Here is a 14,416-nt window from a genome sequence, read left to right as displayed (position 1 = left end):
CTGCGTCACAGTGCGACCAGTGCGTCGAACTGGGTGGCGCACTCGAAGTCGGTGCTGGAGATGCCGTGCACGTCGTGCGTGTTCAGTCGCACCACGCAGCGGTTGTAGTGCACCGACAGATCGGGGTGGTGGTCTTGCGCGTTGGCGATGAACGCCAGTGCGTTCACGAACGAGATCGTCTCGTAGTAGTTGGCAAAGTGGTAGGTCTTCTCGATGGCGACGTTGGCGCCGTCGCCGCTGAGGCTCCAGCCTTCCAGCTTGGCGAGGTTCGCTACTACTTCTGTCGCTGTCAGGGCGCGACGGGTCAACTTGGACCAGTCTTTTTTCTTCAACATGGTGGTCATGGGTGGGCAGGGGTTTGCATGCGCGCCAGACGTTCTGTGGCGGGTGGATGCGAGTAGTAAAACTTCACGTACACCGGATCGGGTGTGAGCGTGGAGGCATTGTCTTCATACAGCTTGAGCAGGGCCGACGACAGATCGGCGCCGCTGGCCTGGGCCACGGCATATGCATCTGCCTGGAACTCATGGCGGCGCGACTGCTGCGAGAACAGCGGCGAGATGAAGAAGGTGAATACCGGGACGACCAGCATGAACAGCAGCAGCGCCAGCGCATCATTGGGGGCAGCTGCCATGGCTGGGTCCAACGAAATATTGGGCCGTACGCCCAGCCCGGTGTAGAACCACACTTGGGTGGAGAGCCAGCCCAGCATCGCGAAGCCTGCCAGGCTCAGCGCAAACATCATCACGACGCGCTGGACGATGTGGCGGTGCCTGAAGTGGCCCAGCTCATGGGCCAGCACGGCTTCGACCTCGCCGGGGGCCAGCTGGCGCAGCAGGGTGTCGTAGAACACCACGCGCTTGGCGGCACCAAAGCCCGTGAAGTAGGCGTTGGCGTGGGCGCTGCGACGGCTGCCGTCCATGACGAACAGGCCCTTGGCCGAGAAGCCGCAACGTTGCATGAGCGCCGTCACCCGGGCTTTGAGCGATTCGTCTTCGAGCGGCTGGAACTTGTTGAACAGCGGTGCGATGAAGGTGGGGTAGATCACCATCAGCAGCAGGTTGAAACCCATCCAGAAACACCAGGCCCACAGCCACCACAGTGGGCCTGCAGCGCCCATCAACCAGAGTATCAGCGCGGCGATGGGCAATCCAATGATTGCGCCTACCAGCAGGCCCTTGAGCGCATCCGCCACCCACAGGCGCCAGGTCATCTTGTTGAAGCCAAACCGTTCTTCCACCACAAAGGTCTGGTACAGCGACAGGGGCAGGTCGATCAGGCCGCTGATGGCGGCAAAGGCCACCAGCAATGCCATCTGTTGCCACATGCCGCCGCCCAGCACGGCAAGCAGCGCCTGGTTCAATGTGTCGAGGCCGCCCAGCAAAGTCCAGCCCATCAGCACTGCAGCGCCCAGCGTCAGCTCCAGCATGCCCAGGCGCGCCTTGGTCACGGTGTAGTCGGCAGCCTTCTGGTGAGCAGCGAGGGAGATGCGTTCGGCAAACGGCGCAGGGACCGCCGCGCGGTGACGTGCCACATGCCGGATCTGGCGCGTGGCCAGCCAGAACTTGAGTGCCAGGCCCAGCAACAGCGCGGCAGCAAAGGCCATAGTGAGCAGCAAAGAGGGGGAAAGGTCGTCGGATGTGGGCATGTGCGGCGAGTTTAGGTCATCGGCGACAATGCGCGCCATGTCAGAAGCCAACAACCCCACCCCGCCCGCGCTTGCCAAATCCGACCAGAACCTCGTCTGGCTGGACTGTGAAATGACCGGCCTTGAGCCCGATACCGACCGCTTGCTGGAGATCGCCGTGGTCGTGACTGGCCCGAGCCTGGAACCGCGTGTCGAAGGCCCCGTATTTGCCATTCATCAGTCGGATGAATTGCTGAACAAGATGGATGCCTGGAACAAGGGCACGCACGGCCGCAGTGGCCTGATCGACAAAGTGAAGGCCTCTACGGTGACCGAAGAGGAGGCCGAGCAGAAGATTCTTGCTTTCCTGGCCCAGTACGTGCCCAAGGGCACCGCGCCCATGTGTGGTAACAGCATCGGCCAGGACCGGCGTTTCCTGGTGCGCTACATGCCCAAGCTTGAACGTTTCTTTCACTACCGCAACGTGGATGTGAGCACGCTCAAGGAGCTGGCCAAGCGCTGGAAGCCTGAGGCCTACACCAGCTTCAAGAAGGCGCAGAAGCACACGGCGCTGGCCGACGTGCACGAGTCCATTGAAGAGCTGGCCCATTACCGCACTCATTTGCTGTCGGTGGACGTGAAGGCTGACTGAGTTGGTGGGCGCGGGGGCTGCGTGATTGACGCTGCTGCCGCGCGGCTCATTCGAGGGGTATTGCGGGCAAACCCTTAATCGTGCGATAATCGCTGACTGCGCAGGAATCCCTCGCAGATTGTGCATCTCCCCTCACACACCGGGCTTGTCAGCCGACTGTCTATCGACAGTGCAGGACTGGCGAAAAACGCCCACCCGCTCCGGCCTTTTCTGAGCCAGCGCAGGTTTCGTTTGATGGTTGATGTTTTTTAACCATTTGACGAAGCCAATCGTGGGCTGCGCCCGCGACCGTCTTCGTGAGAGAAAAATCATGACCGACACCTCTTTGGTGCAGGGCGAATTCGCGCCTGCAGAGACTTCTTTTGCTGCCGACATTTCCGTGCAGTCTTCCCCTCTCGATGCTGCAGTGGCCGTGGCCGCTGAAGCGGACGCCGCTGTGACCGCAGAGCCCAATGGCTTTGTCGAGCTCGGCCTGGCTCCTCAGCTTGTGCAGGCCGTGGCTGATCTGGGCTACACCCAGCCCACGGGTGTGCAGCTCAAAGCCATTCCATTGGCCATGGGCGGTGGCAACGATGCCACCAAGTTCATCGACCTGATGGTCTCCAGCCAGACCGGCTCCGGCAAGACGGCTGCTTTTCTGCTGCCCGTACTGCACACGCTGATCAACCAGCAAGCGGCAGCCGAAGCCGAGGAGCGTGCTGCGTTTGAGCGTGCCACGGCCGAAGCCGCTGCTCGCGGCGAACCCGCTCCCAAGCGCCCCAAGCGCAAGGACCCCACCAGCTCGCGCAATTTCAAGGCGGCCACCCCCGGCGCCTTGATCCTGTGCCCCACTCGGGAACTGGCGCAGCAAGTTGCGCACGATGCCATCGACCTGGTCAAGCATTGCCGCGGCCTGCGCGTGGCCAACGTGGTGGGTGGCATGCCTTACCAACTGCAAATCGCCAAGCTGCAGAACGCCGACCTCGTGGTGGCGACTCCTGGCCGCCTGCTGGACCTGCAGCGCTCGATGCAGATCAAGCTCGACAAGGTGCAGTTCCTGGTCGTTGACGAAGCCGACCGCATGCTTGACCTGGGCTTCTCGGATGACCTGGCCGAGCTGAACCAGCTGACCAGCCAGCGCAAGCAGACCATGATGTTCAGCGCCACGTTCGCGCCGCGCATCCAGCAACTGGCCATGCGTGTGATGCACGACGGTGGTTCGTCGGTGCAAAAGGTGACCATCGATTCTCCGCAAGAGAAGCACGCCAACATCAAGCAGGTGCTGTACTGGGCCGACAATGCTCAGCACAAGCGCAAGATGCTGGACCACTGGCTGCGTGACACCACGATCAACCAAGCCATCGTCTTTGCCAGCACCCAGGTGGAGTGCGATGGCCTGGCCAACGACCTGCAGCAAGACGGTTTCTCCGCCGTGGCACTGCATGGCGCCCTGAGCCAGGGTCTGCGCAACCGCCGTTTGATGGCCCTGCGCGCCGGCCAGGTGCAGATCCTGGTGGCCACCGATGTGGCGGCACGCGGCATTGATGTGCCTACCATCACCCACGTGTTCAACTTTGGCCTGCCCATGAAGGCCGAGGACTACACCCACCGCATCGGTCGTACCGGCCGTGCGGGCCGCGATGGCCTGGCCATCACATTTGCCGAGTTTCGCGATCGCCGCAAGATCTACGACATTGAGTCGTACAGCCGCCAGCAGTTCAAGGCCGAAGTGATTCCGGGCATGGAGCCCTCGCAGCGCGCGCCGCAGGCACCCCGTGGTGGTGACTTCGGTGGTGGCCGTGGTGCACCGGGCCGCTCGTACGACAACCGTGACAACCAGTCGCGTGGCCGTTTCGGTGGTCCCGCACGCGGTGGCAATGACCGTGGTGGTTTCGGTGGCGGTTTTGGCGGCGGCTTTGCAGGTCGTGACAACCGTGGCGCTCCGGCCCGGGGTGAAGGCGGTGGTTTTGCTGGCCGCGATGACCGTGGTGGCGATCGTGGTTTTGCACAGCGCCGCGATGGCGAAGGCTACGGTCGCAAGCCCGGCTTTGGTGACGCAGGCCGTGGCGGTTTTGCTCCCCGTGGCGATGCGGGTGCACCGCGCGGTGATTTCGCTCCCCGCAAGCCTGCTTTTGCCAAGCCTGCAGGTGGCGGTAGCAAGCCGTTTGTGGCCCACGACGCTCGCAAGCGTCCTGCTCGCCCGGCTCGCTGATCGTTGATAGGTTGGTGGCGCTAGCGCCGCCCCTGTTGTCAAGGCTGGTACTGCAAGGTGCCAGCCTTTTTTCATGGCCGATACCTTGACAGTCCCAGATTGTGAGCGGTGGCTCGTCAATAATGGCCGCCGGAGGAATCTGCTGTGTCGTCTTCTTTATCTTCGGGTGCGGACTTTGAGCACATGTTCGGGCTGGCACCAGTGTCACTCTGGCTGGAGGACTACAGCGCACTCAAACAGCTTTTTGAGCAGTGGCGCGCTGAGGGTGTGACGGATATTCGCGCGCACCTGTCCCAGGACCCGGCCCGCCTGCGGGCCTGCAGTGCCGCACTCAAGGTGCTCAAGGTCAATCAGCGCACGCTGGACCTGTTTGCTGCCGAGAACCAGCAGGTTCTGGAGGCCAATCTGGACAAGGTGTTCCGTGACGACATGCACGACGCGGTGGCGCACGAGCTATCGCAGCTTTGGGACGGGCAGCTGGAGTTTTCAAACCAGACGGTGAATTACGCGCTCGACGGGCGGCGGCTCGATGTGCAGATCCGCGCGCGCATCTTGCCGGGCTATGAGGACAACTGGAGCAGGGTGCTGGTGTCACTGGAGGACGTGACCGCCACCGTGCGCGCAGGTGCCGAGCTGCGCCGCAGCGAGCAGTATGCGCGTGACCTGTTCGAACATTCGCCTGTGTCGTTGTGGGTGGAGGATTTCAGCGCGGTCAAAAGCCTGCTCGACGGCGTGCGCGCACAGGGCATCGACGACTTCAAGACTTTCATCCGGGTGCACCCCGAGTTTGTGACGCGCTGCATGCACGAAATCCGGGTCATCGACGTGAACCAGCAGACCTTGCGCATGTTCGGTGCGGCGAGCAAGGAGATGCTGCTGAACAACATTGGCCGGGTGTTCCGCGGGGAGATGCACGAGTCCTTTGCAGAGCAGTTGCTGGACCTGTGGGAGGGCAAGACCTTCCAGCAACGCGAAGTGGTCAATTACGCCTTGTCTGGCGATGCGGTGCATATCCACATGCAGTTCTCGGTGCTGGCTGACCACATGAGGGACTGGGGCCTGGTACTCCTGTCCCTGGTGGACATCACGGCGCGCAAAAAGGCTGAGGCTTATCTGGAGTACCTTGGCAAGCATGATGTGCTCACGCAATTGCGCAATCGCGCCTTTTACGCAGAAGAGCTCAATCGCCTGACCCGCAAGGGCCCTTGGCCGCTGTCCATCATCGCCATCGACCTCAATGGTCTCAAGGGGGTGAACGATGAGCAGGGGCATGCGGCGGGGGACTCCATGCTGCGCCGTGTGGGCGAGGTGCTGGCCAAGGCTGTGGACGCCCCAGCGTGCGCCGCTCGCATAGGGGGGGACGAATTCACGGTGTTGTTGCCTGGCACGGATGAACGCGGGGCTATGGCTCTGCAGGAGCGCATTTTGTCGATGCTCGAACTCAACAACCAGTTCTACCCTGGCCAGCATTTGAGCCTGGCCATGGGGATTGCCTGTTGCCCGTCTGGCGACGCGGTGGAGGCTGCGATCCACCGCGCAGACCAGGCGATGTATGCGGAAAAGAATCGCTATTACCAGCAAAAGAACGTGGACCGGCGGCAGCCAAGTCCCTGATCCGCGCCTTGATTAGAGGTTGACCGGCGTGCGGCCGATCTCGGGCCAGCGATGGTGCAGAAAGATCCAGGACAGCATGCCAATGCACAACATCAGAAATGATGACAGCGCCAGCAAAACGGTGGAGTGCATCACCAGCGGTGCAATGAGGCCCGCCACCAGCCCGTTGGCCGAAGAGCCGACAAACGCCTGCATGGACGAGGCCATGCCCCGTCGCTCCGGGTAGAGGTCCAGCACCAGAAGCGTCACCACGGGCACCATCAGCGCCCAGCCAAAAGAAAAGACCGCAATGGGCGCAAGGGCCCACCAGGCATGGGCGGTGAACAGGAGATTGGCGACCAAATTCAACACGGCCACCGAAAACATGATGACGAACCCGTGGCGGATCTGGCGCTTGGGTGGAATCCGTCCGGCCAGCCGTCCACTGAGCCACGCACCGCCCATGATGCCCGAGATGGTGAGCGCAAAAAACCAGAAAAACTGCGTGGGTGCCAGCGACAGGTGCTCCCCCAGAAAGGCGGGGGCCGACAGCACGTACAGGAACATGCCATTGAAGGGCACACCGCTGGCCAGCGCCAGCAGCACAAAGCGTGCGCTGGTGCCCAGCTGCATGTACCCGCGCATGAGGTGGCGCACATGGAAGGGCTGGCGCTGCTCCACATGCAGGGTCTCGGGCAGCAGCCGAAAGTTGGCGGTCCACAGGGCGACCCCTACCAGGGTCAGAAACCAGAAGATGCTGTGCCACCCGGTGTGGACGAACAGCCAGCCCCCGATGATGGGTGCAATCGCCGGGGCCACTCCGAAGTAGATAGTGACCTGGCTCATGACCTTCTGCGCTTGTGCCGGGGGGAACATGTCGCGGATCACCGCGCGGGAGACCACGATGCCCGCTCCCGTGGACAAACCTTGCAGCGCGCGGAAAAAGACCAGTTGTCCGATCGTCTGCGACAGTGCGCACCCGGCGGAGGCGATCGTGAACACCGCGATGCCCCACAAGATCACGGGCCTGCGCCCGAAGCTGTCCGCCAGCGCTCCATGGAACAGGCTCATGAACGCAAAGCCAAACAGGTAGGCCGACAGCGTCTGCTGCATTTCTACCGGCGTGGCTCCCAGCGCCGCGGCGATGCCCGAGAACGCAGGAATATAGGTGTCTATGGAAAAGGGCCCCAGCATGCCCAGCACTGCCAGCAGAATCGCCAGCGCCCAGCGGGGCGCTTTCCAGAGCAAATGGGCTTGTGGGTTCATGGGTGACGATGGGATGGGGTGAGAGTCGGGCACCCTCGGGGCATCGGCCTCTGACGCTGTGCAGGCCGGTGCCGGTTGCATGGGGATTATGCGGGACATACACGGCCCATGGCGGGTGAGCGCTGCGGAGCATCAAGCCTTGCACTCTTCGTAAAGAGTTCTGGGCGAGGGGGCGTTGCAAAGATAAGCCTGAGGAGGGCGGGTAGCGCCGGCGGCGATAGGCCAGGGTCCTCGGGCTGTCGCAAGCGAGCTAGAAACAAAAAAACCTGCTATTTGTGAATAGCAGGTTTTTTGTGCCTTGCGGCTTTGATTTGGTGGGTCCTGAGTGACTCGAACACTCGACCTACGGATTAAGAGTCCGCTGCTCTACCAACTGAGCTAAGAACCCAAATCTTTGAATTCGTCTGCATTGCTGCAGAGCCTCGAATTATGCACTAGTTTTTGCGACCTTTGCAACTAGCGCCCAAAAATTATTGCATCGCGTTCCGGCTGGCCAGCTCGACAAAGAGGCCGCTGTGGTCCAGTTCGCCCAGGCCGTGGTCCACGCCCTCGGCATACAGCGCTTCGAACAGGGCCGTGATGGGGGCGTCGAAACCTGTTTCGCGCGCGGTAGCCAGCGCGTTGCGCATATCCTTCAACTGGACGGCCATGCGACCCCGGGGCGCAAAGTCGCGGTCCACCATGCGTTGGCCATGTAGCTGCAGGATGCGGCTGTCGGCGAAGCCACCGCTGATCGCCTCACGGACCTTGGCCATGTCAGCACCGCCTTTGGCGGCAAACAGCAGGGCCTCGGCCACAGCGCCGATCGTGATGCCCACAATCATCTGGTTGGCCAGCTTGGCCAATTGCCCGGCTCCGTGAGGGCCCACATGCGTGGCGCGGCCCAGGCAAGCAAACACGGGTTGTGCGCGGGCGAAATCCTCGGGCCGTCCACCGGCCATGATGGCCAGGGTGCCCGCTTCGGCGCCGACAGTGCCGCCCGACACCGGTGCGTCCAGGTGGGCCAGGCCCAGCTCGTCCAAGCGGGCCGCATGGTCGCGGGCCTCGCTGGGCTGGATGGAGGCCATGTCGATGAAAAGAGCGCCTGGGCGCATCGCCTGGGCGGTGCCCAGTTCAAACAGGACCTGGCCCACGACCGGGCCGTTTTCGAGCAGGCTGATGACAAGGTCCACGTCCTTGACGGCATCGGCTGGGATGCTGTGCACAGTGACACCCCATTGCGCCAGCGGCTCTGCCTTGGCCCGGGTGCGGTTCCATGCGTGCACTTGGTGGCCTGCTTCGCTGAGGCGCCTAGCCATGGGCAACCCCATCATGCCAATGCCAAGAACAGCGATACGAAGCGGAGTGGTAGTCATGGCGTTGTTCTTCTTGGGAAAGGAGTTCAAGAGCGTCTCTGTTGCCATCATGTGCCTTTTTGGCGCTGCAGTCTGTCACGGAGCTTGCAGCGCACAGCGATTGGCCAGATGATTCTGCAGCGCCAGCGCCGTTACTGCGTCTGCCGAGCCTGTTGGCCGGGCCGCGGTATGGCACCGAAGGCCGCCCACACAACTCGGAGACCCTTGCCCATGACCTTGCCCCTGTACGACCCTGCCTGGCTGGAGCGCATGTACAACAACCGTGCCCTGGTCCCAGACCACATGGACTACTTTGAGCGCTGGGCACGAGACTCCGCCCAGGTACGTGCCAACATTCCCTGTGCGCTCGATGTCGCGTATGGAACAGGTTTGGGTGAAACCCTGGACGTGTTTCCCTCGGCCCGCGCCACCGGTGGGCCGGTGCCGGTCCTGGTGTTCATCCACGGCGGCTACTGGCGGTCCCTCGACAAATCCGATCATTCGTTCATTGCTCCGCCCTTTACCCAGGCGGGGTTTTGTGTGGTGGTGGTGAACTACGCGCTGTGCCCGGGCACCCCAGAGGCGCCGGTGACCATCCCTCATATCGCACGGCAGATGGAGAAAGCGCTGGGCTGGGTGTGGCACCAAATTGCCGCCCATGGTGGCGACCCCAAGCGGATCACGGTAGCGGGGCATTCTGCCGGCGGGCAGCTGGCGGCCTTGTTGCTCACCAGCGTATGGCCTCTCATTGGCAAGGGACTGCCCAATGGGCTGGTGCGTAACGCACTGTCGATTTCAGGTGTGCATGACCTGGAGCCCATCATGCACACGCCCATGTACCAGTCTGTGCTGAAGCTCACCGAGCAGCAGGTGCTGCAATGCAGTCCCGCGCGTTTGCTGGAGCCACCCACCGGCACGCTGTATTGCGCTGTCGGAGCCGATGAAAGCCCCGAATTTTTGCGGCAGAACCAGCTCATGCAGGACGCGTGGGGGAGCCATTTTGTGCCCCGCAGCGTGGCGTTGCCAGGGTTGAACCATTTCAGCGTCGTGGATGCCCTGGCCAAGCCCGGGCATGACCTGCACCACATGGCGCAGAACCTGCTGCGGGCCTGACCGCGCGTTGATCTGGGCCCGGGTGTGGGGTTACATCAGCAGGTGTTCACCTGCGTTGTCGCCGCCCAGGATCACGTAATTGACCTTGCGCACATCCATCAGCTTGGTGCCACCCGCATAGCTGATAGAGCTTTGCACGTCCTGCTCCATCTCGATCAGCGTCTCGGCCAGTTTGCCCTTGATGGGCTCCAGGATGCGCTTGCCTTCGACGTGCTTGTATTCGCCCTTGTTGAAGTCGCTGGCCGAGCCGTAGTACTCCTTGAACAGCGCGCCGTCCACTTCTACCGTCTTGCCCGGTGATTCCTCGTGGCCTGCAAACAGCGAGCCGATCATCACCATGCTCGCACCAAAGCGGATGCTCTTGGCAATGTCGCCATGGCTGCGGATGCCGCCGTCGGCAATGATGGGCTTGGTGGCTACTCGAGCACACCACTTGAGTGCGCTGAGCTGCCAGCCACCCGTGCCAAAACCCGTCTTGAGCTTGGTGATGCACACCTTGCCGGGGCCCACGCCCACCTTGGTGGCGTCGGCGCCCCAGTTTTCCAGGTCGATGATGGCTTCGGGCGTGGCTACGTTGCCAGCAATCACGAACGACTGGGGCAGGTGCTTTTTCAGGTAGCCGATCATGTTTTTCACACTGTCGGCATGGCCGTGGGCAATGTCGATGGTGATGTACTCGGGCGTGATGCCCTGGGCCACCAGTTGGTCCACGGTGGCGTAGTCAGGTTGCTTCACACCCAGCGAGATCGATGCGTAGCAACCCTTGGCATGCATGTCCTTGACGAACTGGATGTTGTCCAGGTCAAAGCGGTGCATGACGTAGAAGTAACCGTTCTGTGCCATCCAGGTGCAGATGGTTTCGTCCACCACGGTCTTCATGTTGGCGGGCACCACCGGCAGCCGAAAGCGGCGGCCGCCCAGCTCCACGCTGGCGTCGCATTCCGAGCGGCTTTCCACGCGGCACTTGCGGGGCAGCAGCAGGATGTTGTCGTAGTCGAAGATTTCCATGAGATTCCAAGCTCCATAAAGGGACGCCGCCAAACTATTTCGACGGCGGTGGGCGCTTGGCTGTCAGACCGGCTTTGCGGGAGTGAACGTGACAGTCACTCCGAACCCTGCTGAGCGCAGGCACAAAAAACCGGGCGTCAAGAAACTTGGGCCCGGTGATTGATTCTACCCGCCTGCCCAATGGCCGTCATAACGGCCCCGGTATTACCTGCATACGGATTGGGCGGCCGCCACGATGCGGCCCGAGGCGTCCTGTACCCAGCCAACCAGGTGCAGCCGCTCGGCCTGCGCGCCATCAGGGATGCGCATGGGACGGGTCTCCATCCACACCCGCGGCCGGCCTTTGTCGCGTTCAGACCGTTGGGCCTGGGGCCAGGAGCCCTCGAACTGACTGCGCACGATGTGGCGGGGCACGACCGTGCCGTCGGTGCCTGCTGGGATGGTTTCCACCAGCAGCAGGTGAAACGCAAGGGGCGCTGCTGCCTCCTGGCGCTGCATTGGCGCGGGAGAGGGCGTGAAGCTGATGCCTGTGCCCACATAGTCATTGAACGCAACCCCGTGGGCCACACGCAATCGCCCACTCGCCGCCCCATCGACCGAGGTGATGTGCACATCGGTGGAGGTGGGGGGCTTGCGCCCCAGGGCCTGGAGGCGGGGAAGGGCGTCGGTGGAGGCCGCCGCCGACAAAGGGGCGTCATCACCCGCCGTGCCGGGCACGATCCAGTCCAGCACCACGGCGCTCGAATTGGTCGACGGTGCCGGGGTGGCCGCATCGCCCCAGCAGGCTGCGCAGTCCGCGCTGATGAAGCGCTCGAACAGCGCGACGGGCTTTGGTGTGCCGTCGCTGCTGCAACTGGCCTGGGCCAGCGCCTGCGGGGCATGCACCAGTGTCAGTAGCAGGCTGGCCAGGGTGGGGGCAATGTTTTTCATGGTGCGTGGCGGCATGGGACAGGGCGCTTTCTACAATGGCTGCATGTTCCCACAAGACCCGTTTTCGGGTGTGCCAGATGCCCTGGTGCCCCCACACTCCGGTGCGCCCTCGGCCGCATCCCCCCTTCTGGCCAATCTGAACGACGAGCAGCTGGCTGCGGTGACGCTGCCCGCAGGCCATGCGCTCATTCTGGCGGGGGCCGGCTCGGGCAAGACCCGGGTGCTCACCACCCGCATCGCCTGGCTGCTGCAAAACGGCTATGCCACGCCCGGCGGCATTCTGGCTGTCACATTCACCAACAAGGCCGCCAAGGAGATGGTGGCCCGCTTGTCGGCCATGCTGCCGGTGAACGTGCGCGGCATGTGGATCGGCACCTTCCACGGCCTGTGTAACCGGCTGCTGCGCGCCCACCACAAGGCTGCAGGGTTGGCCCAGTCGTTCCAGATTCTCGACACGCAAGACCAGCTCTCGGCCATCAAGCGTCTGTGCAAGCAGCACAACGTGGACGATGAGCGCTTTCCGCCCAAGCAGATCGCGTACTTCATCGCCAACTGCAAAGAAGAAGGCCTGCGCCCCGCCAACGTGGAGGCCCACGACAGCGATGCGCGCAAGAAGGTCGAGATCTACCAACTGTACGAAGAGCAATGCCAGCGCGAAGGCGTGGTGGACTTTGGTGAGCTGATGCTGCGGTCTTACGAGCTGCTGCGCGACAACGACTCCATCCGCGAGCACTACCAGCGCCGGTTCCAGCACATCCTGGTCGATGAGTTTCAAGACACGAACAAGCTGCAGTACGCCTGGCTCAAGCAACTGGCGGGCAACGACGTGGGCGGGCGCTACGAGGCCCGGGGCAGCGTGATCGCCGTGGGCGACGACGACCAGAGCATCTATGCCTTTCGCGGCGCCCGCGTGGGCAACATGACCGACTTTGTGCGCGAGTTCGATGTGCAGCGCCAAATCAAGCTGGAGCAGAACTACCGCAGCTACAGCAACATCCTCGACTCGGCCAACCACCTCATCAGCCACAACAGCCGCCGCCTGGGCAAGAACCTGCGCACCACGCAGGGCGCGGGCGAGCCCGTGCGTGTGTACGAGGCCAGCTCCGACCTGGCCGAGGCGCAGTGGATGGTGGACGAGATCAAGCAGCTGGTGCGCAACGACGGCTTTGAGCGCAAGGAAATCGCCGTGCTCTACCGCAGCAATGCACAAAGCCGGGTGATCGAATCGGCGCTGTTCAATGCCAGCGTGCCCTACCGCGTGTACGGCGGCCTGCGGTTTTTTGAGCGTGCCGAAATCAAGCACGCGCTGGCGTATTTACGCCTCTTGGAGAACCCACATGACGACACCAGCTTCACGCGCGTCGTCAACTTCCCGCCGCGTGGCATTGGCGCGCGCAGCATCGAGGTGCTGCAGGACGCGGCCCGCGCCGCCGGCTGCTCGCTGCACGATGCGGTGAGCGCCGTGCCTGGCAAGGCAGGCGCCAACCTGGGCGCGTTTGTGGCCATGGTGGATGTGCTGCGCGAGCAGACCCAGGGCCTGAACCTGCGCGGCATCATCGAGCAGATGCTCGAATCCACGGGGCTGGTGGAGCACTTCCGCACCGAGAAGGAAGGCGCCGACCGCATCGAAAACTTGGAAGAACTGGTCAACGCCGCCGAGAGCTTTGTCACGCAAGAGGGCTTTGGCCGTGATGCGGTGGCGCTGCCGCTGGATGAGCACGGCACGCCGCTGACCCAAAGCACGGTCAGCCAAGGGCTGGACCCGAACGCGCCGGTGCTCGACGAGCCTTTGAAACCCGCTGTGCCCGGCATTGTGGACGCCGACACCGGCGAAACCCTCTCGCCCTTGGCAGCCTTCCTGACCCACGCCGCGCTGGAGGCGGGCGACAACCAGGCCCAGGCCGGGCAGGACGCGGTGCAGCTCATGACCGTGCACGCCAGCAAGGGCCTGGAGTTTGACTGCGTGTTCATCGGCGGCATGGAAGAGGGCCTGTTCCCCCACGAGAACTCCGCCAGCGACCGCGACGGCCTGGAGGAGGAGCGCCGCCTGATGTACGTGGCCATCACCCGCGCCCGCAAGCGCCTGTACCTGAGCCACTCGCAGACGCGCATGCTGCACGGCCAGACGCGCTACAACATCAAGAGCCGGTTTTTTGACGAGCTGCCCGAAGCGGCCCTCAAGTGGATCACGCCCAAGCAGCAGGGCTTTGGCTCGTATGCGCCCAGTTTTGCTACTAATTCAGGAGCTGGTGGCGCATACGGATCTAGCACTAGAGGCCAATTTGGCTTCAAGTCTGAGACATTTGCCAGCCCCCCAGTGCCTGCGCAGAAGGCTGCGCCATCGCACGGCCTGCGCGTGGGCATTGCCGTGTTTCACACCAAGTTTGGCGAGGGCAAGGTGCTGGCCATTGAAGGCACCGGCGACGACGCGCGTGCACAGGTCAACTTTCCGCGCCACGGCACCAAGTGGCTGGCGCTGTCGGTGGCCAAGCTGACGGTGGTCGAATAGCAGGTTTTGAGCCAAATCGCCTGGTAGTGCTAGTACCTTATGCCTGGGTAGCTATCGTTTGTATAGCTAACCAGCGCCACCAATGACAACGGGGCCCTCGGGCCCCGTTGGTTTTTGAAGCGGGCCGCACCGGGTGCAGCCCTGTTAGCCTCTAGCTCAGGCGGGTTTCAGGCTGAGTTCAGGCCTGGTTCAG

General features: G+C 62.9%; 11 protein-coding genes and 1 tRNA gene. 5 read left to right on the top strand and 7 right to left on the bottom strand.

The window, feature by feature from the left end; all coding sequences use genetic code 11:
• Positions 1-5: 5 nt before the first annotated feature.
• Both ASD94_RS19375 and ASD94_RS19370 read right to left on the bottom strand, forming a co-directional pair.
• On the bottom strand, positions 6-344 hold the full coding sequence (locus tag ASD94_RS19375; protein WP_056646464.1) for a 4a-hydroxytetrahydrobiopterin dehydratase: 339 nt from the start codon (positions 342-344) through the stop codon (positions 6-8).
• Complete coding sequence (locus tag ASD94_RS19370) at positions 341-1,648, bottom strand: M48 family metallopeptidase (RefSeq protein ID WP_056646646.1); 1,308 nt, start codon at positions 1,646-1,648, stop codon at positions 341-343. The genes ASD94_RS19375 and ASD94_RS19370 overlap by 4 nt, the downstream gene beginning before the upstream one ends.
• A gap of 37 nt (positions 1,649-1,685) precedes the next feature.
• Here ASD94_RS19370 and orn point away from each other — a divergent pair, with 37 nt between their 5' ends.
• The 3 genes from orn (at position 1,686) to ASD94_RS19355 (ending at position 6,084) form a co-directional block, all read left to right on the top strand.
• Complete coding sequence (orn, locus tag ASD94_RS19365) at positions 1,686-2,279, top strand: oligoribonuclease (RefSeq protein ID WP_056646642.1); 594 nt, start codon at positions 1,686-1,688, stop codon at positions 2,277-2,279.
• Between the two features lie 310 nt (positions 2,280-2,589).
• On the top strand, positions 2,590-4,470 hold the full coding sequence (locus ASD94_RS19360) for a DEAD/DEAH box helicase (RefSeq protein ID WP_056646462.1): 1,881 nt from the start codon (positions 2,590-2,592) through the stop codon (positions 4,468-4,470).
• Between the two features lie 144 nt (positions 4,471-4,614).
• Positions 4,615-6,084 carry a diguanylate cyclase domain-containing protein gene (locus ASD94_RS19355; protein ID WP_082576947.1) on the top strand — a complete coding sequence of 490 codons (1,470 nt, stop codon included), beginning with the start codon at positions 4,615-4,617 and terminating at the stop codon, positions 6,082-6,084.
• 12 nt (positions 6,085-6,096) lie between these two features.
• Here the strand turns inward: ASD94_RS19355 and ASD94_RS19350 are convergent, their stop codons facing one another.
• The 3 genes from ASD94_RS19350 to ASD94_RS19340 all read right to left on the bottom strand — a co-directional run bounded on the left by ASD94_RS19350 (position 6,097) and on the right by ASD94_RS19340 (position 8,684).
• On the bottom strand, positions 6,097-7,329 hold the full coding sequence (locus tag ASD94_RS19350) for a multidrug effflux MFS transporter (RefSeq protein WP_056646458.1): 1,233 nt from the start codon (positions 7,327-7,329) through the stop codon (positions 6,097-6,099).
• 312 nt (positions 7,330-7,641) lie between these two features.
• Positions 7,642-7,717, bottom strand: a tRNA-Lys gene (locus tag ASD94_RS19345).
• An 82-nt stretch (positions 7,718-7,799) separates the two neighbouring features.
• The gene (locus ASD94_RS19340; protein WP_056646639.1) at positions 7,800-8,684 is read right to left on the bottom strand and encodes an NAD(P)-dependent oxidoreductase; all 885 of its coding nucleotides are present in this window, start codon (positions 8,682-8,684) and stop codon (positions 7,800-7,802) included.
• Between the two features lie 210 nt (positions 8,685-8,894).
• Here ASD94_RS19340 and ASD94_RS19335 point away from each other — a divergent pair, with 210 nt between their 5' ends.
• Positions 8,895-9,776, top strand: coding sequence for an alpha/beta hydrolase (locus ASD94_RS19335; protein WP_056646457.1), 882 nt, complete (start codon positions 8,895-8,897; stop codon positions 9,774-9,776).
• Positions 9,777-9,806: 30 nt separating this feature from the next.
• On the opposite strand, the gene ASD94_RS19330 is transcribed toward ASD94_RS19335, so the two are convergent.
• Both ASD94_RS19330 and ASD94_RS19325 read right to left on the bottom strand, forming a co-directional pair.
• Positions 9,807-10,784 (bottom strand): GMP reductase, encoded by a 978-nt coding sequence (locus ASD94_RS19330; protein WP_056061124.1) that lies wholly within the window; start codon positions 10,782-10,784, stop codon positions 9,807-9,809.
• A gap of 204 nt (positions 10,785-10,988) precedes the next feature.
• Positions 10,989-11,714: a hypothetical protein gene (locus ASD94_RS19325; protein ID WP_056646455.1), complete on the bottom strand. Its 726-nt coding sequence runs from the start codon at positions 11,712-11,714 to the stop codon at positions 10,989-10,991.
• A gap of 43 nt (positions 11,715-11,757) precedes the next feature.
• Between ASD94_RS19325 and ASD94_RS19320 the strand changes: the two genes are divergently transcribed.
• The gene (locus ASD94_RS19320) at positions 11,758-14,223 is read left to right on the top strand and encodes a UvrD-helicase domain-containing protein (protein ID WP_056646633.1); all 2,466 of its coding nucleotides are present in this window, start codon (positions 11,758-11,760) and stop codon (positions 14,221-14,223) included.
• Positions 14,224-14,416 lie beyond the last annotated feature (193 nt).

The sequence above is a fragment of the Acidovorax sp. Root70 genome, assembly GCF_001428225.1.
GTDB lineage: Bacteria > Pseudomonadota > Gammaproteobacteria > Burkholderiales > Burkholderiaceae_C > Acidovorax.
Note: the sequence above shows the minus strand (reverse complement) of the source record. Positions and strands in the feature narration are given on the sequence as shown.

Excerpts from the sequence above, each read along its gene's own strand:
- ASD94_RS19340 (WP_056646639.1), bottom strand. The coding sequence starts at position 8,684 with ATGACTACCACTCCGCTTCGTATCGCTGTTCTTGGCATTGGCATGATG.
- orn (WP_056646642.1), top strand. The coding sequence starts at position 1,686 with ATGTCAGAAGCCAACAACCCCACCCCGCCCGCGCTTGCCAAATCCGAC.
- ASD94_RS19350 (WP_056646458.1), bottom strand. The coding sequence starts at position 7,329 with ATGAACCCACAAGCCCATTTGCTCTGGAAAGCGCCCCGCTGGGCGCTG.
- ASD94_RS19360 (WP_056646462.1), top strand. The coding sequence starts at position 2,590 with ATGACCGACACCTCTTTGGTGCAGGGCGAATTCGCGCCTGCAGAGACT.
- ASD94_RS19370 (WP_056646646.1), bottom strand. The coding sequence starts at position 1,648 with ATGCCCACATCCGACGACCTTTCCCCCTCTTTGCTGCTCACTATGGCC.
- ASD94_RS19375 (WP_056646464.1), bottom strand. The coding sequence starts at position 344 with ATGACCACCATGTTGAAGAAAAAAGACTGGTCCAAGTTGACCCGTCGC.
- ASD94_RS19335 (WP_056646457.1), top strand. The coding sequence starts at position 8,895 with ATGACCTTGCCCCTGTACGACCCTGCCTGGCTGGAGCGCATGTACAAC.
- ASD94_RS19325 (WP_056646455.1), bottom strand. The coding sequence starts at position 11,714 with ATGAAAAACATTGCCCCCACCCTGGCCAGCCTGCTACTGACACTGGTG.
- ASD94_RS19330 (WP_056061124.1), bottom strand. The coding sequence starts at position 10,784 with ATGGAAATCTTCGACTACGACAACATCCTGCTGCTGCCCCGCAAGTGC.
- ASD94_RS19320 (WP_056646633.1), top strand. The coding sequence starts at position 11,758 with ATGTTCCCACAAGACCCGTTTTCGGGTGTGCCAGATGCCCTGGTGCCC.